Here is a 25063-nt window from a genome sequence, read left to right on the forward strand (position 1 = left end):
TCGCCGGCTGAACGCAACGCATGCTGTCAGGCATTCGCAAATAGGTGAGGGCAGGCCCGGAGGCCTGCCCGAAATTAGTTTGCCGGGGCGGGAGCGGGGGCCGGTGCCGGGGCGGGCGCCGGAGCAGGTTCGTTGTCGGCGGGCGCCTCGCCCTCGCTGTCGTCCGGTGCCGGCGCGTTGTCGTCACCGGCGGCAGGCGGCTCAGCCGCCGGCTGGTCGGTGGTGGCCGGAGCGCCGGCCTGCGGCGTGCCCTTATGCGTGTATTTGTTGACGAGTTCCTCAGTGTTCTCGGGCAACACGCTTTCGAGCTTGGCGCCGATCGTCTCCAGCAACGGCCGCGACTTGGCGTTGGCGATCCAGGCGGGCGCCTTGGCGCCGGCCAGCCAGTTGAAGAACAGGAGCGCCACCGCGACGACCAGGATGCCGCGGGCCGCGCCATAGAGGAAGCCGAGCGTGCGGTCGAGCGCGCCGATGCGCGAATCGATGATCCAGTCGGCGAGCTTCATGGTGATGACGGAGACAACGATCAGCGCGATGAGGAAGACGATGCCCGCGGAAGCGGCCATCGCGATCTTGTCGTTGTCGATATAAGGCTGAACGTAGGGCAGGACCGGCTTGTAGAAGAAGAACGCCGCCGCCGCCGCCGCCGCCCAGGAAACCACCGACAGCACTTCGCGGGAAAAACCGCGCACCATGGCGAGCATGGCTGAAACCAGGGTGAAGCCGACGAGAATTCCGTCAAGCAGCGTAATCGGCATGATCCTCGCCCCACTTCCTGTCTTACGGCCCGACGAGCCGCATCACTCATCGTCGTCGGCACGGCTGCGCCGTGAGCCGGCTATGCGCGCCACAAGGTCGGCAAGCTCGGTGGGCTGGAACGCGCCGGCCCCGATCCCCCCGGCAACTTCCTCGCTGCCGAGCGGCAGCACCGCGCTTCCAAAGCCCAGCTTTTCGGCTTCCTTGAGGCGCTGTTGTGCATGCGCGACCGGCCTCACGGCGCCCGATAGGCTGATTTCGCCGAAATAGACGCAATCGGCGGGAAGGGCAAGACCGGTGAGCGACGAAACCAGCGCGGCGGCGACCGCGAGATCAGCCGCCGGCTCCGAGATCCGGTAGCCGCCGGCGACGTTGAGATAGACGTCGTGCTGGCCGAAGCGCACGCCGCAATGCGCCTCCAGCACGGCGAGCACCATCGACAGCCGCGCCCCGTCCCAGCCGACGACGGCGCGGCGCGGCGTGCCGAGCGAGGAGGGCGCGACCAGCGCCTGTATCTCAACCAGCACCGGCCTTGTGCCTTCCATGCCCGCGAAAACCGCGGCGCCCGGCGACTTTGCGTGGCGCTCGCCGAGGAAAAGCTCCGACGGGTTGGAGACCTCGCGCAGGCCTTTGTCCGACATCTCGAAGACGCCGATCTCATCGGTCGGCCCGAAACGGTTCTTCACCGTGCGCAGGATACGGAAGTGATGGTTGCCCTCGCCCTCGAAATAGAGCACGCCGTCGACCATGTGCTCGACGACGCGAGGGCCGGCGATCTGGCCCTCCTTGGTGACATGGCCGACGAGCACGATGGCTGCGCCTGTGGATTTCGCGTAGCGGATCATCGCCTGGGCGGCCGCCCGCACCTGGGTGACGGTGCCCGGCGCCGAATCGGCAAGATCGGTCCAAAGCGTCTGGATGGAATCGAGGATGACGAGGTCCGGCCGCCTGCCGTCGGCGATGGTCGCCAGTATGTCCTCGACATTGGTTTCGGCGGCAAGCTCGACAGGCGTCGAGGCGACGCCGAGGCGCTGCGCGCGCAGCCTGATTTGCGCCACGGCCTCTTCGCCCGAGACATAGACGATACGGTGGCCTTTCGAGGCGAGCGCCGCCGCCGCTTGCGTCAAAAGCGTCGACTTGCCGATGCCCGGATCGCCGCCGACCAGCAGGGCCGAGCCGCGCACGAAGCCGCCGCCGGTGGCGCGGTCGAGCTCGCCGATGCCGGACACGATGCGCGGCGCGTCCTCGATGTCGCCGGCCAGGCTGGTGAGCACCACGGCGCGGCCTTTTCGCGCGTTGCGCGTGTTGGCTGGTCCCGAGCCGATGCCGCCGGCGGTGCCTTCCTCGACCAGCGTGTTCCACTCACCGCAGGCATCACATTTGCCGGCCCAGCGTTGGTGCACCGATCCGCAATTCTGGCAGATGAACTGAACGCGCGATTTGGCCATCAGTTTATTGATTCCAAGAGGTATTTCTGGCGATCCCAATAAACCGGCAAGGCCTCATCAATCGTGTCAAAATGAGTGCGGGGCTGTCCATTGCTCTGAGCCCAATTGTCGTATGCCGACCAGCATGCATACCTGAATAAACCGACCGCCAAATCGTTCTCACGCCTGACTTCTTCGTGCAGTGTTTCCAACAAGCGTCCAAGTGCGAAGGAGAGACGCTGATTCTGAAGCAGGTGCATGAGAAGAAATGCGCACCCGATCGCGGCGATAGACGTGTCGTAGCGAGACTCCACTGACCAAAGGGCCAAAACGCCCAATAGATCCTCAATGTCCGAAGGGGCTCCCAAGCGCCAAATCCGATATAGGCCTGTCACCGCCGCGGCCCGGGCGTAGTCGTCAGTTTGCTTGGCAAGGAATTTCCTCACCAATTTCACATTCTCGGCTGTCGGATCGCTCGAATAGCAGAACACCAGCAAAGCGGCGTGCGACTCCACCTGAGAAGTTGATCCAAATGACTTCAGGTAATCAGTAAGTTGAATGCGCTCCTCTTTAGAGATTTCGTACCCCTCAAACTTCATCCGCTGATAGATGTCGCTGAAATCCAATCAGCCACTCCCAAATCAAGAGATCACTCAAACCTCTCCGGCAGATGGTGCTCCTCGGCCAGATCGGAGAACCGCGTGAATTCGCCGTGGAAGGCGAGGCTGACGGTGCCGGTCGGTCCGTGGCGCTGCTTGGCCACGATCACCTCGGCCTTGCCGCGCGCCTCGTTCATCTCGTTTTCCCACTTGACGTATTCCTCGGTCCCGAGCTTCGGCTCCCGGTTCTTGAGGTAATATTCCTCGCGATAGACGAACAGCACGACGTCGGCGTCCTGCTCGATAGAGCCGGATTCGCGAAGGTCCGAGAGCTGCGGGCGCTTGTCGTCGCGGCTTTCGACCTGGCGCGACAGCTGCGACAGCGCGATGATCGGCACGCCGAGTTCCTTGGCAAGCGCCTTGAGGCCCGTGGTGATCTCGGTGATTTCCTGCACGCGGTTCTGCGAGGCGCGCGCGGAGGAGCCTTGCATCAGCTGGATATAGTCGATGACGATGAGGTCGAGGCCGCGCTGGCGCTTCAGGCGCCGCGCGCGGGCGGAGAGCTGCGCGATCGAGATACCGCCGGTCTGGTCGATGAACAGCGGGATCTTCTGCATCGTCTGCGAGCAGGCGACAAGTTTTTCGAAATCCATCTCGGTGATTTCGCCGCGACGGATTTTCGACGACGAAATCTCGGTCTGCTCGGAGATGATGCGGGTGGCGAGCTGTTCCGACGACATTTCCAGCGAGAAGAAGCCGACGACGCCGCCATTGGCGGCCTTGAACGTGCCGTCGGCCTGCTGCGCCGGCACATAGGCTTCGGCGATGTTGAAGGCGATGTTGGTGGCAAGCGATGTCTTGCCCATGCCCGGGCGGCCGGCGAGCACGATCAGATCGGAGGGCTGCAGGCCGCCCATGCGGCGGTCGAGGTCGCGCAGGCCGGTGGAGATGCCGGACAGGTGGCCATCGCGCATATAGGCTGCATTGGCCATGTCGACGGCGGTCTTGACCGCATCGTTGAAGCTTTCGAAGCCACCATCGTAGCGGCCGGTTTCAGCGAGCTCGAACAGCCGACGCTCGGCGTCCTCGATCTGCTCGGAGGGCGACATATCGACCGGCGCGTCATAGGCGATGTTGACCATGTCCTCGCCGACGGTGATCAGCGCGCGGCGCGTGGCGAGGTCGTAGATGGCGCGGCCATAGTCGGTGGCGTTGACGACGGTGACTGCTTCGACGGCAAGCCGCACCACATATTGCGCCACCGTCATGTCGCCGACCTTCTCGTCGGCCGGCAGGAAGGTCTTCAACGTGATCGGCGTCGCGATCTTGCCCATGCGAATGAGCTCGGACGCGACCTCGAAGATGCGCCGGTGCAGCGGTTCGTAGAAATGCGCTGGCTTGAGGAAATCGGAGACGCGGTAGAAGGCGTCATTGTTGACGAGGATCGCGCCAAGCAGCGCCTGCTCGGCCTCGATGTTGTTCGGGGCCTCGCGATAAAGCGGCGTTTCCGCCGCGCCGAATTTCAGTGCCGCCTCTGCCATCATATCCCCGATTTCGATCCCGCTTTCCTCGATACCAGAACGGGACAGGCCGGTGCTGACTTAAATGCAACACTCAGTTTCGAACCGGCCTTGATACTCGCGATTCACAGCCAAATTTTCTCGTGGAAAGAATGGTCATTGACTCGAATCGAAGAGGAAAAAGGATAGCCCTTCACACGAGAACAAAACAAGAAAATTCTATCCCAGCGCGTCGCCCCAATCCGCCCGCCGCGCCGCCTTGAAAACCTCGCCGTCGCGCTTGCTGAACAACTGCTCCTCCGCGCTGCCGTCCGGCTGGCAGAGTTTCAACATCACCTTGCCGGAGCCGCCTTTGGGCGGCGCAAGCACCCGCGCGGTGCGCGCCGGTGCCGGCTGCCGGGAGGCGGCGAGGTAGATGAACTTCTCGTCCTCCCACGGCACGTCGGCTTCCTTGACCAGGCGATGCAGGCGCGAGCGGGCGACGCGGCGCGAAAAATGGCACCAGTCGGGCGGCGCGAGCGGGCAGGGTGCCTCGTGCGGGCAGGGCGCCAGCACGTGGGCGCCGGCGTCGATCAGCTGCCGCCGCGCCGCAAGGATGCGCTGCCAGCCGGCGGGCGTGCCGGGCTCGACCACGAGCAGCGTGTCGCCGGTCAGTTGCCAGAGGCGGCCGACGAGCTTCGGCAGCGAAGCCGGCGCGACCTCATCGAGTACATAGGCGATGCCGACGAGATCGGCGGGCCTGAGGTCGTCGAGATCGATGGTGGCGTCACCGGCGACCCATTCGGTGCCGGCGCCGATTGTGCCAGCCGCGAGCGACTGCCCGACCTTGCGTACAGCGGCGCTTGCTTCGACCAGAACCGCCTGCTCCAGCTCCGGCCAGGTGTCTGTCGTGGCCCAAAGCATGGTGCCAGGCCCGGCGCCGATGTCGAGCAAGGTCCTCGGCTGGAAATCCGGGCGCGCACCGGCCAGCGCATCGAGGCTGGCGCGGACCGCGGCATAGGTGGCTGGCAGCCGCGTCGCCAGATAGGCCTTGACCGCCATCTCCTCGCCCATATGCAGGCGGCCGTCGCGCAACTCGGCGCGGTAACGTTCGGAAAGCGTCCGCGCCGCCTGCTTCAGCGCCGCCAGCGGCACCTTGTCCAGGAGGCTGTCGACGCCTTGCCGGAGCAGGGCGGGCAATTCCACCTCAGGCTCCCTTGGAATTGAGGAGATAGAGCATGATGTCGTCCGAAAACCGCGTCACACTTTTCGGCATCATGCTCTAGGCGCCAGCAGGATGACAGAGGCGCCGGCGATGCAGATCGCCGCGCCCGCCAGGTCCCAGCGGTCGGGGCGCACGCCTTCGACCAGCCACAGCCAGCCGAGCGAGGCGGCGATGTAGATGCCGCCATAGGCGGCATAGGCTCGTCCCGCCGCGTCGGTGTCGACCAACGACAGCAGGAAGGCGAACAGCGCCAGCGAGGCGAGTCCGGGGAGAAGCCAGAGCGGCGATTTCTCCAGCCGCCACCACGCCCAGAACGAGAAGCAACCGGCGATCTCGGCCAGGGCGGCTGCGATATAGATGAGGTAGGTCATGAAAAAGGTCTCGCGAACGAGACCTTTTCACGGCGTCAGGCCGTAATGGCAAGCGGCATTGCGTTTCTATTCAACCTTCTTGCGGCGGGTCGGCTTGGACGGGGCAGGCGCGGCCGGCTCCTTGTGGCCGATGTCGCGCAGCTCCAGCGCCTTCTCGCATTTGGCCATGTAGTCGCGCGTCATCGGCAGCGTGTCGTTCTTCTTGGCGATCTGGAACTGGAAGATCACCAGGTCCTGCCAGCGGAAGGCGGCCTCGGAGGCGGCGAGGTAGAACTCCCACATCCTGCAGAAGCGCTCGTCATAGATCGCCTTCGCCTTGTCGCGGTTGGCGGCAAAGCGCGCGCCCCAATGCTTGAGCGTATCGGCGTAATGAAGCCGCAGGATCTCGATGTCGGTGACGACGAGGCCCGACTTCTCGATCGCCGGCAGCACCTCCGACATCGCCGGGATATAGCCGCCGGGGAAGATGTATTTGCGGATGAAGGCGCTGGTGGCCCACGGCACGCCGGAGCGGCCGATGGTGTGAAGCAGCATGACGCCGTCCGGCTTCAGAAGCGTCGCGGCCTTGTCGAAGAAGGTGCGGTAGTGGTTGACGCCGACATGCTCGAACATGCCAACCGAGACGATGCGGTCGAAGCGCTCGTTGATGTGGCGGTAATCCTTGAGGTCGAAATGCACGCGGTCCTGCAGCCCCTGCGCATGCGCGCGGTCGGTGGAGACGCCGTGCTGCTCCGTCGACAGCGTCACGCCTTGCACATCGACGTCGAAAGCCTTGGCGAGGTAAAGACCGAGGCCGCCCCAGCCGGATCCGATATCGAGCACCGTCTGGCCGGCCTTGAGCCGGAGCTTGGCGGCAATGTGGCGCTTCTTGGCGAGTTGCGCCTCGTCCAGCGTCATGTCGGGCTGTTCGAAATAGGCGCAGGAATACTGCATGTCCTCGTCGAGGAAGAGCTTGTAGAGCTCGCCGGACAGGTCGTAGTGCCGCTCGACGTTGCGGCGCGAGCGCGAGGCGGTGTTGATCTGCTGCAGCCGGCGGAAGGCGTGGCGCAGGCCCTCGATCGCCTTCGACCAGGTCACGTCGATGCCGCTTGAGCCCATGTTCTGGAACGCGATACGCATCAGGCCGAGAACGCCGCCCTCGAGGACGTCGAGTTCGCCGTCCATGTAGGATTCGGGCACCGCCAGCATCGGGTCGAAGGTGATGGCGCGCTCGGCATGCGAGGTCCTGATATGGATATGCACCGGCTCGCCGCTGCCGTCGCCGAACTTATGCGTCGTGCCCTTCGGGCCGGTCACCTTGAGGTCGCCGACGCGCACCAGGCGTTCGAGAACGTGTTTCAACAGGATATTCATGACCAAATGTCCCCTCAGTCGGATCACCCGGTAATCGGACTGGAATGCCAAGCGGAAGTGCCATGGCGTGTCACCCGCGTCCAATCGACGCGCCACGCTGTAATGTGCACAAGATATAGGGCGTCGAAAAGTTCCTTTTGGCACAAAAAAGCCCGGGTCTGAGACCCGGGCGTTGGTCCAGAAATCCTGGACGTAAGCGAGCCGAAGCGATGGCTTCGCAGATCAGCGCTGGAGATCAGGCGTTCTCTTCGCCGCCTTCGAATTCGGCGTTCGGGTCGAAGAAATTCTCCGGCCGGGCGTTGTCGTTGATGTCGTCGCCATAAATCGCTTCGGCGGTGGTCAGCGTCTCGCCCTTGGCCTGGCGCTCCGCCTCGTCGGCCGAACGGGCGACGTTGAGCGTCACGGTGACCTCGACTTCCGGATGCAGCGCGATTGCCACGTTGGAGAGGCCGATGGTTTTGATCGGCTGGTTGAGCTCGATCTGGTTGCGGCTGACGGTAAAGCCTTCGGCGGTCAGCAACTCGGCAATGTCGCGGGTCGACACCGAGCCGTAGAGCTGGCCGGTCTCGCCGGCCGAGCGCACGACCACGAAGCTCTTGCCGTCGAGCGTCTCGGCAATCTTGGAGGCCTCGGATTTGCGCTCCAGGTTGCGGGCTTCGAGCTGGGCGCGCTGGCCTTCGAACTTCTTCTTGTTGGCTTCGTTAGCGCGCAGCGCCTTGCCCTGCGGCAGCAGGAAATTACGGGCGAACCCGTCCTTGACCTTGACGGTCTCGCCCATCTGGCCGAGGCGGGAAATGCGCTCGAGGAGAATGACTTCCATGGTTTCGTTCCTTCGTCTGCGCGCCGACCGTTCGATCGGCGCTGAATGAATTGGAACAGGTCAGGAAGCTTGGCGCGGCGTCGCCGCTCTTGTCGCTGTCCTGCCTGTCTTGGCAGTTAGAGGCTGTTCGCCCCAACTCGGGATTTGACTTCAACCCTTCGCGACGCCCGTCGCCCCGAGATGGAAGCGGGCGGCGAGCCGCCCGCTTCGGATTCTCGCTTAGCGGACCACGTAGGGCAGCAGGCCGAGGAAGCGAGCGCGCTTGATCGCCTTGGCGAGCTCGCGCTGCTTCTTCTGGCTGACGGCGGTGATGCGCGAGGGCACGATCTTGCCGCGCTCGGAAATGTAGCGCTGCAGCAGGCGCACGTCCTTGTAGTCGATCTTCGGCGCGTTGGCGCCGGAGAACGGGCAGGTCTTGCGGCGGCGATGGAACGGACGCCGGGTCGGGATCTGGTTGATGTCGACCATTATTCTGCACCTCCTTCAACGCTTTCGCGCGGACGGCGCGGACCACGGTCGCCGCCGTCACGATCGCCGAACGAACGCGGGCCGCGGTCGCCGCGGTCGCGGTCGCCGAAGGAACGCGGGCCACGGTCGCCACGATCGCGGTCGCCGAAGCCGCCGCGCTCGGAACGCTCTTCGCGCTTCTGCATCATCGCCGAAGGACCTTCCTCATGCGCCTCGACCTTGACGGTGAGGAAGCGGAGGACGTCTTCCGACAGGCCCATCTGGCGCTCCATTTCGTTGAGCGCGGCCGGCGGGCAGGTGATGTCCATCAGCGTGTAGTAAGCCTTCCGGTTCTTCTTGACCCGGTAGGTGAGGGACTTCAGTCCCCAGTTCTCGATCCGGCCGACCGAGCCGCCATTCGCGGTGATGACGCCCTTGTACTGTTCGACAAGCGCGTCAACCTGCTGCTGCGACAGGTCCTGCCGGGCAAGAAACACATGTTCGTAAAGAGCCATTATGTCTTTCTGCCTTTCTTCGTTTCTCTGTCCGGCCCTCGCGGCTAAGCCTCTGCAACTTGTCTGACCCGGCGGAGCGGGGAAGAAAGGAGCATCGCGAGACGGTCGAGAGCGGAGACACGGGAGGCTGGAAGCGCTTCTGGCTTCGTGTCGTGGTCTGAACGACCACGGCCCTCCGTTCAGCCCCCAGCAAGGACCGGCAGATTGCGCGCGTCTATACAGCAATTTCCAGCGAACGCAAGGCCACGTAGTGCCTCGGCCTTAAGAGGGCGCTGTTATCGAAGCCAGGAAAAGCGCGGTCCTCTAAAAGCAAGTCGCCGAGTAACGACATCCGATCGGACCTATGCGCGGATCGATGCGACCTCAGTATAAAGATTAGCTTCTCCTAATGTGCTATAGGCAAAATGTGAGGGGCTGAATTCCATGGGGCGGATGCAACGTCGGATCGCCTTTATGTGCCTTATCCTGGCGGGCGACGCCGACGCCCATAGCTGGTATTCGGATAAGACGGACCCTGTTCTCAATCTCAAATGCTGCGACGATCGCGATTGCCATCCTGTCGCGTCAAACGATGTCAGATCGACCAGGCAGGGCTATTACGTCAAGCAACCGACGCCTTACTCTCGGAACGATCCGCCTACAGGCGAGTGGTTCATTCCATGGAACCGCGTGCAGGCTGCGCCCGATGACCAGTATCATATCTGCGAAAATCTCTACCCGACATTCCGGGTAGGCAGATATCGAATGAGATGGACGTGCTTCTTTGCACCGCGGGCGACGGGTTCGATTTCAGACTGATGCACCGCCAAGGTCGGAAGCTGCCTGCATGGCGAGAGAAGCGCCGCAGCTTTCGGAAAAACGCCAGCGCCGCCGGATTGTCGATTTTATCGATTTTCCAGTAATCAGGCTTTAACTACCTCAAGAAGTTGTATCCGGTTGTAACCAGCCGTTTATCAGAACGGCGCATGAGAGGCGCGCGGGCCGCAAGGCGGCAGGCAATCGGGCAATTCCAGGGGTAGGGAATGCTTCTCAGGCGGTTTTGGCGCTCAAGGCGCGGCAATTTCTCATTGATGCTGGCGGTGGGCGTGCCTGCCATGCTGGGCGCGGTGGCGTTTGCGACGGACGTCTCGACGCTGATGCGGGCAAAAAGCAATCTGCAGAACGCGCTGGACGCGGCGAACCTCGCTTCCTCGCATCTGGGCGACGCCGAGGTGACGCGCGCCGACGCCTTCAACCGCTATTTCCAGGCCAATATCGCCAGCCATGACGAGCTTTCCAACGCGAAGGCCACGCTGACGGTCGACAGGGGCGTCAACTTCGTCAAGACCAGGGCCACCGCCTCGGCGGACGTCAATCTCAACTTCTCATTCCTGTTTGGCGCCGAAAAGCATATCAGCGTCGACGCTTCGGCGGTCGAATCCAACAACCAGCTCGAAGTCGTGCTGGTGCTGGACAACACCGGCTCGATGGCCGGCGCGCGCATCGGCGCGCTGCGGACGGCGACCAAGTCGCTGCTCGACTATCTCGAAGCGGCCAAGTCGCCGACCCGTTCCGTGCGCGCCTCGCTGGTGCCCTTCGTCACGGCCGTCAACGTCAATGGTCCCGAATTCGACCCGTCCTGGATCGACATGGACGGCAAGTCGTCCACCAACGGCGTCAATTTCCCGGTCGTCGACGGCAAGCGGCCGAACCATATGGCGCTGTTCAGGCAGCTTGGTCAGAAGGGCGGCTGGAACGACACGGGCTGGAAGGGCTGCGTCGAGGCGCGGCCAGGCGCTCTGAACATTTCCGATACACCACCGGACCCCTCGAGGCCCGACACGCTGTTCGTGCCCTATTTCGCGCCGGACGATCCGGATGTCGCCAAGAAGCCCTCGGCCTCCTACGGCAATTCGTCAACCGGCTACAACAATTCTTATCTTGACGACAGCATCAACAAAAATTGGCTGAACCGGAATATACTTGGCATAGATCTCAGCGGCCTGCTGACGGGCGCGCTCAATGCGCTGCTGAGCGCGGATTTGAACACGATCGCAAAATACGTCGCCTCGACCAACACTCTGATTACCGAAACCGGCAGCACGATCACCATCGGCCCGAACCGCGCCTGCCCAACGCCGATCATTCCCCTGACCGACGACTTCAACAAGCTGCGTCTGGCGGCAAGCCAGATGAGCGAATGGAACGGCTCCGGCACCAACGTGTCGGAGGGCTTGAGCTGGGGCCAGCGGGTGCTGTCGCCGCAGCCGCCTTACACCGACGCCGCCCCTTACAAGACGGCCGGCGTCACCAAGGTGGTGATGCTTTTGACCGACGGCGAGAACGTCGTCTACGGCGCCTCGAACACGCCGCAGAAATCGGACTATACCTCCTATGGCTACCTTGCCAGCGGCCGTTTCGGCTCGAGCAACCAGACGACGGCGGCGCGCAACGTCGACGGCTGGACCAAGGATGTCTGCACCCAGCTGAAGAACCAGGGCGTCCAGATCTACACCATGGTGCTGCAGGCTGACACGGCGGCCAACCGCTCGCTCTACAGCGCCTGCGCTTCGGACCCGAGCGACTATTACGCCGTCGAGGACCCCGCCAAGCTCCCCAACGTGTTCCAGACGATCGCCAACAAGTTCTCCAGGCTGCAGCTTACCAACTGACGGGGTAGGCGCCGCGGCATCAGACCGGGTCACGACGGAATGGGACGGGCACGACCTGTTTGAAGATTGCAACGCCCCTCCGGAACGTCGGGCCTCGCTTTTAACAAATGTAGCAGCGGTGCGCTGCGTCTGTGCGCATGATCAAGTCCTCGCCCCTGGCGGGGTCGAGAGACCAACCACCTTCACCCGCTGGCTTCGGCCAGCGGGTTTTTTGGTCGCCACAGCAAGGGGGCCTTGCCCATCTACAGGAGGGAAGGGTAGGCAATCCTCGGTCGCCTTGGCCCCACCTGTAGGTTCAATTGCCGGCGCCTCCTAGCGCGGCCTGGACAGCCGCCAGTAGGGAAGCGGGAGAGTAAGGTTTAACCAGCCACCCCAAGGGTTGCGCAGCCGCTGCCCGAGCGCGCACATGCTGGTCCGAGTGAGCTGTGGCAAACACCGAACGCAAACCGTAGGCCTTGAACAACTCCGTCGCGGCCTCGACCCCATCCATCGCGCCGGCAAGCCGGACGTCCATAATGACCAAGTCTATCCGGTTCGCCGCTGCAGCGTTCAAGGCTTCCTCGCCCGAACCGACGACCACCACCTCGAAGCCAGCCCCGGCCAGGGTGCTCTCTATCTCAAGCGAGATGAGGAAATCGTCCTCGACCACCAATATACGGGATGACGGAGCTGCGCCGATCGGTTCGGCCGCGAGAATGGATTTCGACAGCGATGGAGGGCGGTTGGACGAGGGAGCAAATTCAGTCATCGAACGTCGTCCGGCAGCTTTGAGGAATGTCGGCGCGGTGAAAAACGAACGCTGCAGCGTGTTTTCGGGATCGTGGCGACGGTAAACTCACCATGCAACTGCCGCGCCAGGCCCTGCACCAACTTCAAGCCTGACGAACGGTCGCGAACCGCCGTGATGTCGAAGCCCGGGCCGTCATCTTCCACAAAAGCCTCGAAGCTTTCGCCATCGTGCTTCAGACCGGCCAGGATCGTGCCGGATCCTTCCCGGTTGCCGTATTTGATCGCGTTGGTCAGAAGCTCGTTGAGGATAAGCGCCAAGGGCATGGCGACGTCGTTGGAAAGCTCCGCGTCGTCGGCCTCGTATTCGATGCGGACTTGGTTGGGCAATATCTGTCGTATCGTGTCGCAAACGGCGCGGAAGAAATCCCGCGCGTTGAACTCGGTTGAATTGACCGTGCCGTACAGGACCTGCTGAGCGGCTGCCATTGCCGCCACCTTGCTGCCCGCCTCGCGAAGGATCTGCCGCGCTTCGACATTGGAGGTCCTGCCGCCGGCCAGGTTAAGCAGCGACTGCAGCATGTGCATGTTGTTCTTCACGCGATGGTTCAGCTCGTTGAACAGCAGGCGCTGCTGGGTCTCAGCCTGCTTTCGTTCGCTGACATCGACGAGCATGTTGATGCCGCCGACGATCTTGCCGGTCTCGTCACGAAGAGGCGTCGGATATGGGATGAAAGGAATGCGCACGCCGTCAGGACGCTCGGCGACGGCCTCCACGTTCCGTATCTCGCGCCCCTCCTTGAGAGCTATCGCCATTGGACATTGATCATGCGGCAGAGGCGTGCCGTCTGGCCAAAACAGTTTCCAGGTGACGCACCATTTGTCCCTGCCGATCTGCGGAACGCGTCCGGAAAGCTCAACGGCAGCCTCGTTGAAGAAGGTTATCGTACCCTCGGCATCCGTCGTGTAGATCGCCGCCGGAATAGCCGCCAGCAGATCCCTCAACTGCCGCTCGCTGGCACGCAGCTTGGCTTCGGCCGCCTTGCGGTCGGTGATATCGCGGGCGATTTTGGAGGCGCCAATTATCCTGCCTTGACTATCACGTATCGGAGAAATGGTCAGCGAGATGTCAATAAGGCTACCGTCCTTGCGGCGACGCAAGGTTTCGAAGTGATCGACAAGCTCGCCACGGCGTATGCGGCCGATAATCTCCGGTTCTTCGCCAAGTCGGTCGTCCGGAATGATCATGGTTATGTGCCTGCCGATCGCCTCTTCGGCGGTGTAGCCGAACAGGCGCTCGGCACTGGCGTTCCACGATTTGATGATGCCGTTCAGGTCCTTGCTGACGATGGCGTCGTGGGAGGACTCGACGATGGCAACCAACTGGCTGGCGGCACGCTCGGTCCTCTGCCGGGCAGTTTCGAGCCGAACCCGATCGATCGCGAAACCCAGTTGGCGCGCGACCGTCAGCGCGAACCGGATTTCGGAGTCCGCAAACGCGTGCGGGCGGTCGTAGTAGGTCATGAACTTGCCGAGCAATTGCGTTCGGGCGGTGATGGGAATGAACGCGAGCGCCGCAATGCCTTCATTTTGCACGGTGGCCTTGAGATCGGGCGGCAATTCGCTTTGTGCGACATCCTCCAAGGCGATCGGCTCAGGGTCCAGCGCGTCGCGGGACCACGGAGAATGCCCTTCCACCGCCTGCCTGTAGGTGTCCGACAAACCCCGCGAGGCGGCAAATTTGATGACGCCGTGCTCATCGAAGAGAAGAACGGAGGCGCGATCGGCATGCAGCGCCTGCATAATCGTGCTAAGCGCTATCTCGTACACGTCTTCCAGATCCGCCGCTCGCTGGAGCCTGTCGGTGAACTCGTAGAGCGCTGCCTGCTGCTCCAGGTGCCGCACCAGGGCTGCCTCGGCCTCCTTGCGCGCCGTGATATCTTGCTGCACCCGCACCGCATGCAGGAAGCGGCCTTTGGCGTCTCTCACACTCGACGACGTGACCGCGACCCAGATCCTTGTCCCATCCTTGCAGATGAAATGCTTCTCATGACGATAATTGTCGATCTCGCCTCGCACCTGGCGCTCGAACTGCCGCCGATCGGCATCGACGTTTTCCGCCAGGGCCGGATCGAAAATCGATCTGCCGATCAGTTCCTCGGCTGAATAGCCGAGAAGACCGGCCAGATGGCCATTGACGCGCGCCAGCTCGCCATTTTCATTGACTTCGGCGATACCAATTCCGGCATGCTGATAAGTAGCGGCGAGCCGCTGCTCTTGTTCTTTCATGATGCCGTCGGCTCGACGCCTGTCCGTGACGTCGTGAAAACAATTGATCGCCCCAACGACCCGCCCGTCATCGTCTTCGACCGGCTCGATGTGAACCATTGCCCAGATCGTCGAGCCGTCGGGACGTTCCACTTCAGCTTCCACGCCTCTGATGGGAATGCCGGTTCGCAACACCGTGGCCATCGGTGTTTCATCGGGGCCGATCTCGCGCCCATCGAAATAGAGCTTATGCGATCCGCAATAGAGTTCGCCGTCCGACCCGACTAAGGGCGTCCGGCCCCACAGGTCGATGGCGCGCTTGTTGAACCACAAGAGATGCCCTCGCGCGTTGCACGCGTAAATCGCGATCGGCAGCTTTTCGATGAAATCAGGAGCCGATTGTAGGATCGAGACGTCGTGCGGCAGAGGAATGAACCTCTCGGGATCTCCGAAATTTCCGATGCGCATCCACCCTTCCCGCTCAGCAAACCATCGGCTGCAACGCGGTCAAACGGAGTTGGTTCCCAAGCAACCTCGGTTAACATGCGACGCTTGTCTTACGGCGTCGGGCGACCGATCGGGCCGAAGCGATTGATCGTCTCATCCTCTAGTCTGGGCGGACCGTCATCTACCGTCCAAAGATCGCATTCCCGCCGCGCGGGCCTTTTGCTGACCGAGTTTGGTCGCCAACGTCGCTCGCGATTTCAACATCGCGCAACTCAACTCGTATGCGCGACGAGCTTGTCCACAGTCTCGGGGAAGAAGTCTGGCGCCGAGTGGCGCTTGCCGAACATCATGTCGTACTGGATGAGCCGGAAATCGTTGATCTTCGGATCGATCTGTTTCTGCCTCGCCCAATCCGGCGTCGCTGCGCCCGCGGGCGACAGGAGCAGGTTGCGGTCGACCACCCGGTAATGCTCGCGCAGCGCGCCGAGGAAGCCGGTGTAGTAGGGGTGGGTGATGCCGGCCGTGGTCAGGATGTGGTAGGGCAGGAAGGCCGGGCTGACCGAGCCCAGGTTCTGCACCGGGCCGGAGCGGTTCGACCAGATGACCAGCGGCGTGTCGTGGTGCTCGAGCGCGGCGTCGGCGTTCGGCTCCTTGCGCGGCGCGACATTGTCCTTCAGGAAGCCGGTCTCGACATAGACGGGTCCGAGCGGCGGCAGGTGGTCGCCGAAGAAAGCGATGATGGTCGGCCGCTCACGCTTCTTCGCCCAGTCGATCAGCCGCAGCAGGCCGCGGTCGGCGTCGGCCGAGCCCTCGGCATAGGAAAGCAGCGATTCCCGCGCCCAGGAGCTGATCGGCGCGTCGACCGAATGCGTCGGATTGTAGTACCGGTAGGGCTCGTAGGGCCCGTGGTTCTGCAGGCTGACGGCGAACAGGAACACCGGGTCTTCGCTGGCGTCCGCCTCTCGGATGATCTCGTCGGTCATCGCAGCGTCGGAGGCCAGAGGCCCACGCTTCTCCATCGGCGGCAACGTCTCTTCCGAGCGGAAGTCGTTGAAGCCGAAATCGGCATAGACGGCGCCGCGGTTCCAGAACCAGTTGGTGCCGGGGTGGATGGCGCGCGCCCTATAACCCTCGCTCTTCAGGAAGGTCGCCAGCGAGGGCGTCGGGGTGCGCACATATTGCTGGTAGGGGATCGAGCCGGCCGGCAGGAAGGCGTTCGAGAAGCCGGTCAGCGCCTCGAATTCGATATTGGCGGTCATGCCGCCGAATTCGGGCGAGAACATCGAGCCGGAGCGCAGGGCGCGCACCGTCGGGATCGGGTCGGGCTTGATGCTGACGCCGGGCAGTTGCGTCGGATCCCAGAAGGATTCGCTCATCACCACGACGATATCCGGCTTCTCGTCCGGCACCGAAGCGGCGACGTCGGGGCGCTGGATCGCGTCCATCGTCTTTTGCGAATAGCCGGGGGGCGCCGAGACATGCGCCATCGGCACGTTCATCGCGAAGGCCAGCGCAAAGCCGTTGGAGGCATAGTTCTCCTTCTGGTCCCACATGATAGGGATGATCTGCAGCCGGTCGCGCGTCCACGAGAAGGTGGCGTAGTCCATGATCGAGACGAAGAAGGCGAGCAGCGGCACGGCAAGCGCCAGCCGCGCCAGACGGCCTTTGCGGCTGAGGATCGGCACACGCCGGCGCCAGGTCCGCCAGCAATAGACGAGCAGCGTCAGGCCGCCGATGATGGCCGCGGCCAGCATGATGGCCGTCCACGGCCGTTCGCGCACCAGAAGCGGCATCAGCGCCACGATCTGGCGGGCGAACAGGAAATCCGTCGGATAGAGCGGGTCGCCCAGATAATGCGATTTCTGGTGGCCGACAAAGGCAAGCGCCAGCGTCAGCGGCGCCACGATCATCAGGCTCTGGTGGCTGCGGCCCAGTATGGCGTCAAGTCCGACCAGCACCAGCGCGAAGACGACGATGGTGGTCCAGCCCGGCTTGAAGGGCTGCAGGAAGAAATCGACCGTGCCGAAGAAATCGCCGCGCACGATCCATTCGATCGCGAAGACGAGCAGGCCCGCCGCCAGAACTGTAGTCAGGCCGTAACGTACGGTCGGCCAGGCTCGTCCGGGCAGATAGCCGGTGGACGGATCGTCTTCCAAAAAGCCCGGCACGGGCTTGGCCGCGCCTTTTCTGATCCTTGCCACTCTGTTTTCCCCCGGCCCACGCAACACGCCTTCCACGCCCGTCACGCTTCTGTCATCGAAGTGTCACGCAAAGCTAGCGCCTGTGGCGGAAATAAGAAGAGCCAGCAAACCAAACGTGAGCGGTTTTCATCAGGTGTGATCGCCAAAAAGCCTTTCGGAACAGGGAGTCGGCTACCTTTTCCGGCTGAAATGAGGGCCGAAGAGGCGCCCGCGGGCTTGACTTGGCCGTCCGCCTTGCGCCAGAGGCAGGGAAAAATCAGCCTCTGGAGTGACTTCAATGGCCGTCGCATTCACCTTTCCGGGACAGGGCAGCCAGGCCGTCGGCATGGGCAAGGACCTCGCCGATCAATTCCCGGAAGCGCGCCGCGTCTTCGAGGAAGTGGACGCCGCGCTCGGCGAAAACCTGTCGAAATTGATCTGGGAAGGGCCGGAAGAGACGCTCACCCTGACCGCCAACGCCCAGCCGGCGCTGATGGCGGTGTCGCTGGCGGCGATGCGGGCGCTCGAGGCGCGCGGCTTCTCGTTGAAGGACAAGGTGGCCTATGTGGCCGGCCATTCGCTGGGTGAATATTCCGCGCTTGCCGCGGCCGGCTTCGTTTCGGTGGGCGACGCCGCCAGGCTTTTGCGCACCCGCGGCAACGCCATGCAGGCTGCGGTGCCGGCGGGCGAGGGCGCCATGGCTGCCATCATCGGGCTGGAGCAGGCCGATGTCGAAGCGGCGTGCTTGGAGGCGGCCAAGGGCTCCGTCTGCCAGGTCGCCAACGACAATGGCGGCGGCCAGCTGGTGATTTCGGGCGCCAAGGCAGCCGTCGAACTGGCGGCTAGGCTGTGCACCGAAAAGGGCGCCAAGCGGGCGCTGATGCTGCAGGTTTCGGCTCCCTTCCACTCGGCGCTGATGGCGCCGGCGGCCGAGATCATGCGCGAGGCGCTGGCCGGTGTGGCGAAGCAGGCGCCCGTGGTTCCGGTCGTCTCCAACGTGACGGTGACGCCGACCAGCGACCCGGACGAGATCGCCCGCCGCCTTGTCGAGCAGGTGACCGGCCGCGTGCGCTGGCGCGAGACGGTGGAATGGTTCGGCGCCAATGGCGTGTCGACGCTTTACGAGGTCGGCGCCGGCAAGGTGTTGTCGGGCCTGGCGCGCCGCATCAACCGCGACATCGCCACCGGCGCCATCGGCACGTCGGCGGAAGTCGAGGCGGCGCTGGCGGAGTTGGGATGATCATCAAAGCTTGAACTTTCAGCCTTAAGGCGATACGTGAATACATGTATTCACGGAGGTCTCCATGCCGACATCCATCCGCCTGGCACCAGAGATTGAAGAACGCCTGGACTTTCTTGCCGCCAAGACCGGCCGCAGCAAAGCCTATTATCTGCGTGAACTCATTGAGCGCGGGCTCGAAGACGTGGAGGACTATTATCTTGCTGCCGAGGTGCTTGAGCGGATCAGGCGAGGTGAGGAGGATGTCGTAAAGAGCGAGGATTTCTGGCGTGGCCTGGACGCTTGAGTATGCTCGTTCGGCTCGCAAGTTTGTCGAGAAACTAGACCCGCACACACGCAACCGCATCCGCGATTTCATCGAAAACCGACTTGCCGAGCTCGACAATCCGCGTGAGCTGGGCAAACCACTGAAAGGTCCGTTGGCGACATTCTGGAGATACCGAGTTGGGGACTACCGGATTATCTGCGATGTGCAAGACACGCGGCTGGTCATTCTTGTTGTGACGATCGGCCATCGAGGCGACGTCTACAGATAGTCCGGCACCGTGATCCGTCCGATTGAAAGGGAACAAAATGTTCGAACTGACTGGCCGCAAGGCGCTCGTCACCGGCGCATCTGGGGGCATCGGCGAGGCGATCGCCAGGGTGCTGCACAGCCAGGGCGCCATCGTCGGCCTGCACGGCACCCGCGTGGAGAAGCTGGAGGCCTTGGCGGGCGAATTGGGCGACCGCGTAAAGCTGTTTCCGGCCGATTTGACCGACCGCGACGCGGTCAAGGCGCTGGGACAGAAAGCTGAGGCCGAGCTCGAGGGCGTCGATATCCTGGTCAACAATGCCGGCATCACCAAGGACGGGCTGTTCGTGCGCATGTCCGACGCCGATTGGGACTCCGTGATCGAGGTCAACCTCACCGCCGTGTTCCGGCTGACCCGCGAGCTCACCCATCCGATGATGCGCCGCCGCCATGGTCGCATCATCAACATCACCTCCGTGGTCGGCGTCACCGGCAATCCCGGCCAGACCAATTACTGCGCCTCCAAGGCCGGCATGATCGGCTTTTCCAAGTCGCTGGCGCAGGAGATCGCCACCCGCAACATCACCGTCAACTGCGTCGCCCCGGGCTTCATCGAATCGGCCATGACCGACAAGCTCAACGACAAGCAGAAAGAGACGATCATGGCCGCGATCCCGACAAGGCGCATGGGCACCAGCGCCGAGGTCGCGTCCGCCGTCGCCTATCTTGCTTCCAATGAGGCGGCTTACGTCACCGGCCAGACCATTCATGTGAATGGCGGCATGGCGATGATCTAAGGGGGGTGATGATCCAGGGGGAGGTCGGGACCGGGCGCCTGTGAAAACAGCCATTTCGGCTTGGACGCCCGTCATTTTTCGTGTAATGCGGCCCGCAACCCGGCGGTTCGGGCAAAAACCGGTCCTGTGGCGTTGCGTTGCCCGCAAGACCATCTTTCAGCTTGATTAGCGGCATTCCGCCCGCTAACGAAGATAGACAACTTAAGACGAGGATTGCCCCAAATGAGTGACACCGCAGAGCGCGTCAAGAAGATCGTCATCGAGCATCTCGGCGTCGATGCCGACAAGGTGACGGAGCAGGCGAGCTTCATCGACGATCTGGGCGCGGACAGCCTCGACACGGTCGAACTCGTCATGGCGTTCGAAGAAGAATTCGGCGTCGAGATCCCGGACGATGCCGCCGAGACCATCCTCACCGTCGGCGACGCCGTGAAGTATATCGACAAGGCCTCGGCCTGAGTTCTTTCGCAGGCATCACCGGGGAGGACCTGCGATGAGGCGTGTCGTCGTCACGGGCCTTGGCCTGCTTTCGCCGTTCGGCATGGGCGTCGAGCACAGCTGGCGGGAATTGCTGTCCGGCCGCAGCGCCTGCCGTCGCGTCACCGAATTCGAGGTGGACGATCTTGCCTGCAAGATCGCCCACATCATCCCGCGCGGCGACGGCTCGAACGGCACCTTCAATCCGGAGGCCGTGCTCGAGCCGAAGGAGCTGCGCAAGATCGGCGACTTCATTCTCTACGGCATCGCGGCCGCCGACGAGGCGCTGGCCGATTCCGGCTGGAAGCCTGAGACGCATGAGGACCAGTGCGCCACCGGCGTGCTGATCGGCTCCGGCATCGGCGGCATCGACGGCATTGCCGAAAACGCGATGATCCTGAAGGATCGCGGCCCGCGCCGCATCAGTCCCTTCTTCATCCCCGGACAGATCATCAACCTGGTTTCGGGCCAGGTCTCCATCCGTCACGGCCTGAAAGGCCCGAACCATGCGGTGGTCACCGCCTGCTCGACCGGCGCGCACGCCATCGGCGACGCGGCCCGGCTGATCATGTGGGGCGACGCCGACGTCATGGTGGCAGGCGGCGCCGAGGCGCCGATCACCCGGCTGTCGATCGCCGGCTTCGCCGCCTGCCGCGCGCTCTCCACCGAACGCAACGATGCGCCGGAGACCGCTTCGCGTCCCTATGACCGCGACCGCGACGGCTTCGTCATGGGCGAGGGCGCCGGCGTCGTCGTGCTGGAAGAGCTTGAGCACGCCAAGGCGCGCGGCGCCAAGATCTATGCGGAAGTCACCGGCTATGGACTGACCGGCGACGCCTACCACATCACCGCACCCGCCGAGGACGGCGACGGCGCCTTCCGCTGCATGACGGCGGCGCTGAACCGGGCGAAGCTTTCGCCGGCCGATGTCGATTACATCAATGCCCATGGCACCTCGACCATGGCCGACACGATCGAGCTCGGCGCGGTCGAGCGGCTGGTCGGCAATGCCGCCTCGAAGATCTCGATGTCGTCGACCAAGTCGTCGATCGGCCATCTTTTGGGCGCCGCGGGTGCCGCGGAAGCGATCTTCTCGATCCTCGCCATCCGCGACAACGTCGCTCCCGCCACCATCAATCTCGACAATCCGGAACGCGAGACGGCGATCGATCTCGTGCCGAACAAGCCGCGCCAGCGTCAGATCGACGTCGCGCTGTCGAACTCCTTCGGCTTCGGCGGTACCAACGCCTCGCTCGTGTTCCAGCGTTACAATGGCTGAGTAGCACCGGAGCAGCCGCACGGAGAGTGCGCGGTTTCACCTCCGGATTTGCTCGGAGACAGACTAATCGGCAGTCCGCCAACTGCCGTCATTTTTGCCAAATTCGCCCCTAGCTTTTCGGCGGGGGATTCGTTGCAAGATCAGACGGCAGGGCGTCATGAACACTAATCCGAGTGACGGGGAATTCGGACGGCAAGGCGCGCAAGGGCCGATCGTGCCCAAGACCGCGGCCGAGGCGTTGCGTCCGGAAGCCGGCACGCCGCCGCCGTCGAAGCGCTCGCGCGCCTCGCGCAGCCAGGTCGTCGTGTTCCTGAATTTCTTCCTCTCCCTGGTGATCCTGGTGGTGCTCGCCTCGGGAGCGGCGCTCTATTTCGGCATGCAGGCTTTCGTCGAGCCCGGTCCGTCCGCCAATGGCGACACCTTCATGATCAAGCCGAACACCGGCGTGCAGGAGATCGCCGACCAGCTCGAGCGCCGCAGCCTGATCAGCGATGCCCGCATCTTCCGTCTCGGCGTGCGCGCCACCGGAAATGAATCGGCGCTGAAGGCCGGCGAATACGCCATCAAGCCACGCGCCTCGATGCGCGACATCATGGAGCTCTTCAAGAGCGGCAAGTCGGTGATGTACTCGCTCACCATTCCCGAAGGGCTGACGGTCGAGCAGGCGCTGCAGCGCGTGGCCGAGCAGGAGGCGCTCACCGGCGACATGCCGGCGACCTTGCCGCCGGAGGGCAGCATCGCCACCGACACGCTGCGCTTCACCCGAGGCGCCACAAGGCAGCAGATGGTCGACAAGCTGATCGCCGACCAGAAGAAGCTGGTCGAGGACGTCTGGTCGCATCGAGCTCCCGACCTGCCGATCGCCAACATCAACGACTTCGTCACGCTCGCCTCGATCGTCGAGAAGGAAACGGGCAGGAGCGACGAGCGCTCGCGCGTCGCCGCGGTGTTCCTCAACCGCCTGGCCAAGGGTATGCGGCTGCAGTCCGACCCGACCATCATCTACGGCCTGTTCGGCGGCAAGGGAAAGCCCGCCGACCGCCCGATCTATCAGTCGGATCTCGACAAGCAGACGCCTTACAACACTTACCTGATCAAGGGCCTGCCGCCGACGCCGATCGCCAATCCGGGCCGCGCGGCGCTCGAAGCGGTCGCCAATCCGTCGAAGACCGACGACCTCTATTTCGTTGCCGACGGCAATGGCGGCCACGTCTTCGCAGCGACGCTGGAAGAGCACAACCAGAATGTCGCCCGCTATCGGGCGCTGCAGAAGAAGCAGGCGGATACCGCCGCCAAGGCTTCCGGCCAGACGACGGCGCCGGCCGCTCCCGATGGCAACGCCGACGGCAATGATGCCGGCGACAATGGCGGCGGCGAAAACGGTGACGCCGGCGGCGACGCAGCGCAATAAGCGCAATGCATGTCGCCCAAAAGTGCGCAGCGGTTTTGGGACCACGACATGCATCAAGAGAAGCATGTCGCCCAAAGTGCGCAGCGGTTTTGGGATAACGACATGCATCAAGAGAAGCATGTCGCCCAAAAGTGCGCAGCGGTTTTGGGACAACGACATGCATCAACAGAAGCTTGTCGCCCAAAAGTGCGTAGCGGTTTTGGATAACGCCTTGCACCTAGTCGAAGCACGCGTCCTTTGACGCGGGGCCGCATTCATGTTTTTAGGGGGCGCCGGCCGATCGTCCGGCGATTTCTGGGGCGCGCAGCGCTGGGCGACACGTGCCTTGGCTGCGACATGGGGACGACAGGGTAATGAGCCTGCAGAGCATGACCGGTTTTGCGCGGTCCGCCGCCGAGAGCGACGGCACCTCGATCGCCTGGGAGGTGAAATCGGTGAACGGCAAGAGCGCTGAAGTGAGGCTGAGATTGCCGCAGGGATTCGACCGGCTGGAGACGCCGGTCCGGCAGACCGTTCAGAAGCGTTTCGCGCGCGGCAATTTCCAGGCGACGCTGACCGTTGGCCGCGCCGCCGCAAGGCAAACCCAGCCGGTGGTCAACGAGGCCTTCCTCAAGGACCTGGCGGGGCTGGCGAAGCGTTTGCAAGAGCAATTCGGCACCCAGCCGGCCACCGCCGACGGCCTGCTCTCCCTGCGCGGGGTGCTCGACGTTCCCGAGCCGATAGAGACCGAGGAGGAGCGGGCGGCCCTCGATGCGGCGATCTTGTCGGCGCTCGAGGCGGCGCTTGGCGGGCTGGAACAGGCGCGCCGCGGCGAGGGCGCGGCACTTGGCGTACTGCTTGCCGGCCATATCGACGCCATCGAGGCGCTGACATTGAAGGCCGAGGCCGATCCCTCGCGGGAGCCCGCCGCGATCCGCGAGCGCATCGCAGAGCAGTTGCGTCTGCTGATGGATGCCTCGGCCAATCTCGATGTCGTCCGGCTGCACCAGGAAGCGGCCTTCCTCGCCACCAAGGCCGACATCCGCGAGGAGATCGACCGGCTGAAGACACATGTCGCCTCGGCCCGGGCGCTGCTCAAAAGCGGCGCCGCCGTTGGCCGCAAGCTCGATTTTCTCGCGCAGGAATTCAACCGCGAATCGAATACCTTATGCTCCAAGTCGAACGCCGCCGCGGTCACCGCGATCGGGCTGGAGCTCAAGGCGGTGGTCGACCAGTTTCGCGAGCAGGTCCAGAATCTGGAGTGACGGGAATGGTTGCCAAGGAGCCGACGGCCGCCAGGGATCTGGGGTCCCGCATTCGCCGCCGCGGATTGATGCTGGTGCTGTCGTCGCCGTCGGGCGCCGGCAAGTCGACGATCGCGCGCAACCTGCTGGAAAAAGATTCAAGTCTGGAGTTGTCGGTATCCGTCACCACACGGCCGCGCCGCGGCTCGGAGATCGATGGCGTCCACTACCATTTCACCACCATGCGCGAATTCGAGCGGCTGCGCGATTCCGACGCGCTGCTCGAATGGGCGGAGGTTCACGGCAATTGCTATGCGACGCCGCGCGAGCCGGCGGAAATCGCACTGGCCGAAGGCCGTGACATGCTCTTCGACATCGACTGGCAGGGCGCCCAGCAGCTCAAGGAGAAGATGCGCGCCGACATCGTCTCGATCTTCATCCTGCCGCCGTCGATGAAGGAATTGAAGGCCCGCCTGAAGCGGCGCGCCGAGGACCAGGAATCCGTCATCGAGACCAGGCTGAAGAACGCCCGCCTCGAGATCGAGCATTGGAAGGAATACGACTTCGTCATCGTCAACGACGATCTCGACCGCGCCTTCGCCGAAGTCCGCGCCATCGTCACCGCCGAGCGGCTCCGGCGTGACAGGCGGCCTGGCCTGTTCGACTTTATTTCGGGATTGCTGGACGAGAACACGGGGTGAGCCTTTCCCTTCTCCCCTTGTGGGAGAAGGTGGATCGGCGCGATAGCGCCGAGACGGATGAGGGGTGTTCCAGCGGAGTGAGACGTTGGCTTTCCCTGGAGCACCCCTCATCCGTCGCCTTCGGCGACACCTTCTCC

General features: G+C 63.4%; 23 protein-coding genes. 10 read left to right on the forward strand and 13 right to left on the reverse strand.

The annotated features are described in order from the left end of the window. Positions 1-74 precede the first annotated feature (74 nt). The 10 genes from MJ8_RS11155 to rpsF form a co-directional block, all read right to left on the reverse strand. Positions 75-758 carry a CvpA family protein gene (locus MJ8_RS11155; protein WP_201414416.1) on the reverse strand — a complete coding sequence of 228 codons (684 nt, stop codon included), beginning with the start codon at positions 756-758 and terminating at the stop codon, positions 75-77. Between the two features lie 42 nt (positions 759-800). Next, complete coding sequence (gene radA / locus MJ8_RS11160; RefSeq protein WP_201414417.1) at positions 801-2204, reverse strand: DNA repair protein RadA; 1404 nt, start codon at positions 2202-2204, stop codon at positions 801-803. Next, a complete protein-coding gene (locus MJ8_RS11165) occupies positions 2204-2809 on the reverse strand; it encodes a hypothetical protein (RefSeq protein ID WP_201414418.1) in 606 nt (201 codons plus the stop codon). The genes radA and MJ8_RS11165 overlap by 1 nt, the downstream gene beginning before the upstream one ends. A gap of 23 nt (positions 2810-2832) precedes the next feature. Further along, a complete protein-coding gene (locus MJ8_RS11170; protein WP_040984621.1) occupies positions 2833-4323 on the reverse strand; it encodes a replicative DNA helicase in 1491 nt (496 codons plus the stop codon). Positions 4324-4521: 198 nt separating this feature from the next. Further along, positions 4522-5487, reverse strand: a complete 966-nt coding sequence (locus tag MJ8_RS11175; RefSeq protein ID WP_201414419.1) for a small ribosomal subunit Rsm22 family protein — start codon at positions 5485-5487, stop codon at positions 4522-4524. Between the two features lie 69 nt (positions 5488-5556). Next, the gene (locus MJ8_RS11180) at positions 5557-5877 is read right to left on the reverse strand and encodes a YnfA family protein (RefSeq protein ID WP_201414420.1); all 321 of its coding nucleotides are present in this window, start codon (positions 5875-5877) and stop codon (positions 5557-5559) included. A gap of 66 nt (positions 5878-5943) precedes the next feature. After that, positions 5944-7230, reverse strand: coding sequence for an SAM-dependent methyltransferase (locus tag MJ8_RS11185; RefSeq protein WP_201414421.1), 1287 nt, complete (start codon positions 7228-7230; stop codon positions 5944-5946). A 235-nt stretch (positions 7231-7465) separates the two neighbouring features. Then, complete coding sequence (gene rplI / locus MJ8_RS11190; protein ID WP_201414422.1) at positions 7466-8050, reverse strand: 50S ribosomal protein L9; 585 nt, start codon at positions 8048-8050, stop codon at positions 7466-7468. Between the two features lie 219 nt (positions 8051-8269). After that, positions 8270-8518, reverse strand: a complete 249-nt coding sequence (gene rpsR / locus MJ8_RS11195; protein ID WP_006203718.1) for a 30S ribosomal protein S18 — start codon at positions 8516-8518, stop codon at positions 8270-8272. Next, the gene (rpsF, locus tag MJ8_RS11200; RefSeq protein WP_201414423.1) at positions 8518-9012 is read right to left on the reverse strand and encodes a 30S ribosomal protein S6; all 495 of its coding nucleotides are present in this window, start codon (positions 9010-9012) and stop codon (positions 8518-8520) included. Before rpsF ends, rpsR begins: the two co-directional genes overlap by 1 nt. A gap of 1022 nt (positions 9013-10034) precedes the next feature. Here rpsF and MJ8_RS11205 point away from each other — a divergent pair. After that, entirely contained in the window at positions 10035-11663 is a 1629-nt protein-coding gene (locus MJ8_RS11205; RefSeq protein WP_201414424.1) for a pilus assembly protein, read from the forward strand. Between the two features lie 295 nt (positions 11664-11958). Here MJ8_RS11205 and MJ8_RS11210 read toward each other — a convergent pair whose 3' ends face one another. The 3 genes from MJ8_RS11210 to MJ8_RS11220 form a co-directional block, all read right to left on the reverse strand. Next, on the reverse strand, positions 11959-12411 hold the full coding sequence (locus MJ8_RS11210) for a response regulator (protein WP_201414425.1): 453 nt from the start codon (positions 12409-12411) through the stop codon (positions 11959-11961). Continuing rightward, the gene (locus MJ8_RS11215) at positions 12408-15125 is read right to left on the reverse strand and encodes a PAS domain S-box protein (protein WP_201414426.1); all 2718 of its coding nucleotides are present in this window, start codon (positions 15123-15125) and stop codon (positions 12408-12410) included. Before MJ8_RS11215 ends, MJ8_RS11210 begins: the two co-directional genes overlap by 4 nt. 251 nt (positions 15126-15376) lie before the next feature. Further along, entirely contained in the window at positions 15377-17305 is a 1929-nt protein-coding gene (locus tag MJ8_RS11220; RefSeq protein WP_201414427.1) for an LTA synthase family protein, read from the reverse strand. A gap of 277 nt (positions 17306-17582) precedes the next feature. Here MJ8_RS11220 and fabD point away from each other — a divergent pair, with 277 nt between their 5' ends. From fabD to gmk, 9 genes are all read left to right on the forward strand, one after another. Then, a complete protein-coding gene (fabD, locus tag MJ8_RS11225; protein ID WP_201414428.1) occupies positions 17583-18524 on the forward strand; it encodes an ACP S-malonyltransferase in 942 nt (313 codons plus the stop codon). 64 nt (positions 18525-18588) lie between these two features. Then, positions 18589-18810 carry a ribbon-helix-helix protein, CopG family gene (locus tag MJ8_RS11230; protein ID WP_127864915.1) on the forward strand — a complete coding sequence of 74 codons (222 nt, stop codon included), beginning with the start codon at positions 18589-18591 and terminating at the stop codon, positions 18808-18810. After that, positions 18794-19060 carry a type II toxin-antitoxin system RelE family toxin gene (locus MJ8_RS11235; RefSeq protein WP_201414429.1) on the forward strand — a complete coding sequence of 89 codons (267 nt, stop codon included), beginning with the start codon at positions 18794-18796 and terminating at the stop codon, positions 19058-19060. The genes MJ8_RS11230 and MJ8_RS11235 overlap by 17 nt, the downstream gene beginning before the upstream one ends. Positions 19061-19097: 37 nt before the next feature. Further along, positions 19098-19835 (forward strand): 3-oxoacyl-[acyl-carrier-protein] reductase, encoded by a 738-nt coding sequence (fabG, locus tag MJ8_RS11240; protein WP_201414430.1) that lies wholly within the window; start codon positions 19098-19100, stop codon positions 19833-19835. 222 nt (positions 19836-20057) lie between these two features. Further along, positions 20058-20294: an acyl carrier protein gene (locus MJ8_RS11245; RefSeq protein WP_006203723.1), complete on the forward strand. Its 237-nt coding sequence runs from the start codon at positions 20058-20060 to the stop codon at positions 20292-20294. A 34-nt stretch (positions 20295-20328) separates the two neighbouring features. Next, positions 20329-21591: a beta-ketoacyl-ACP synthase II gene (fabF, locus tag MJ8_RS11250; protein WP_201414431.1), complete on the forward strand. Its 1263-nt coding sequence runs from the start codon at positions 20329-20331 to the stop codon at positions 21589-21591. Between the two features lie 157 nt (positions 21592-21748). Next, entirely contained in the window at positions 21749-23002 is a 1254-nt protein-coding gene (gene mltG / locus MJ8_RS11255; protein ID WP_201414432.1) for an endolytic transglycosylase MltG, read from the forward strand. 353 nt (positions 23003-23355) lie between these two features. After that, entirely contained in the window at positions 23356-24246 is an 891-nt protein-coding gene (locus MJ8_RS11260) for a YicC/YloC family endoribonuclease (protein ID WP_201414433.1), read from the forward strand. 5 nt (positions 24247-24251) lie between these two features. Beyond that, entirely contained in the window at positions 24252-24926 is a 675-nt protein-coding gene (gmk, locus tag MJ8_RS11265) for a guanylate kinase (protein ID WP_201414434.1), read from the forward strand. The last annotated feature ends 137 nt before the right edge of the window (positions 24927-25063 follow it).

It is taken from the genome of Mesorhizobium sp. J8 (genome assembly GCF_016591715.1).
In the GTDB taxonomy this organism is placed as follows: Bacteria; Pseudomonadota; Alphaproteobacteria; order Rhizobiales; family Rhizobiaceae; genus Mesorhizobium.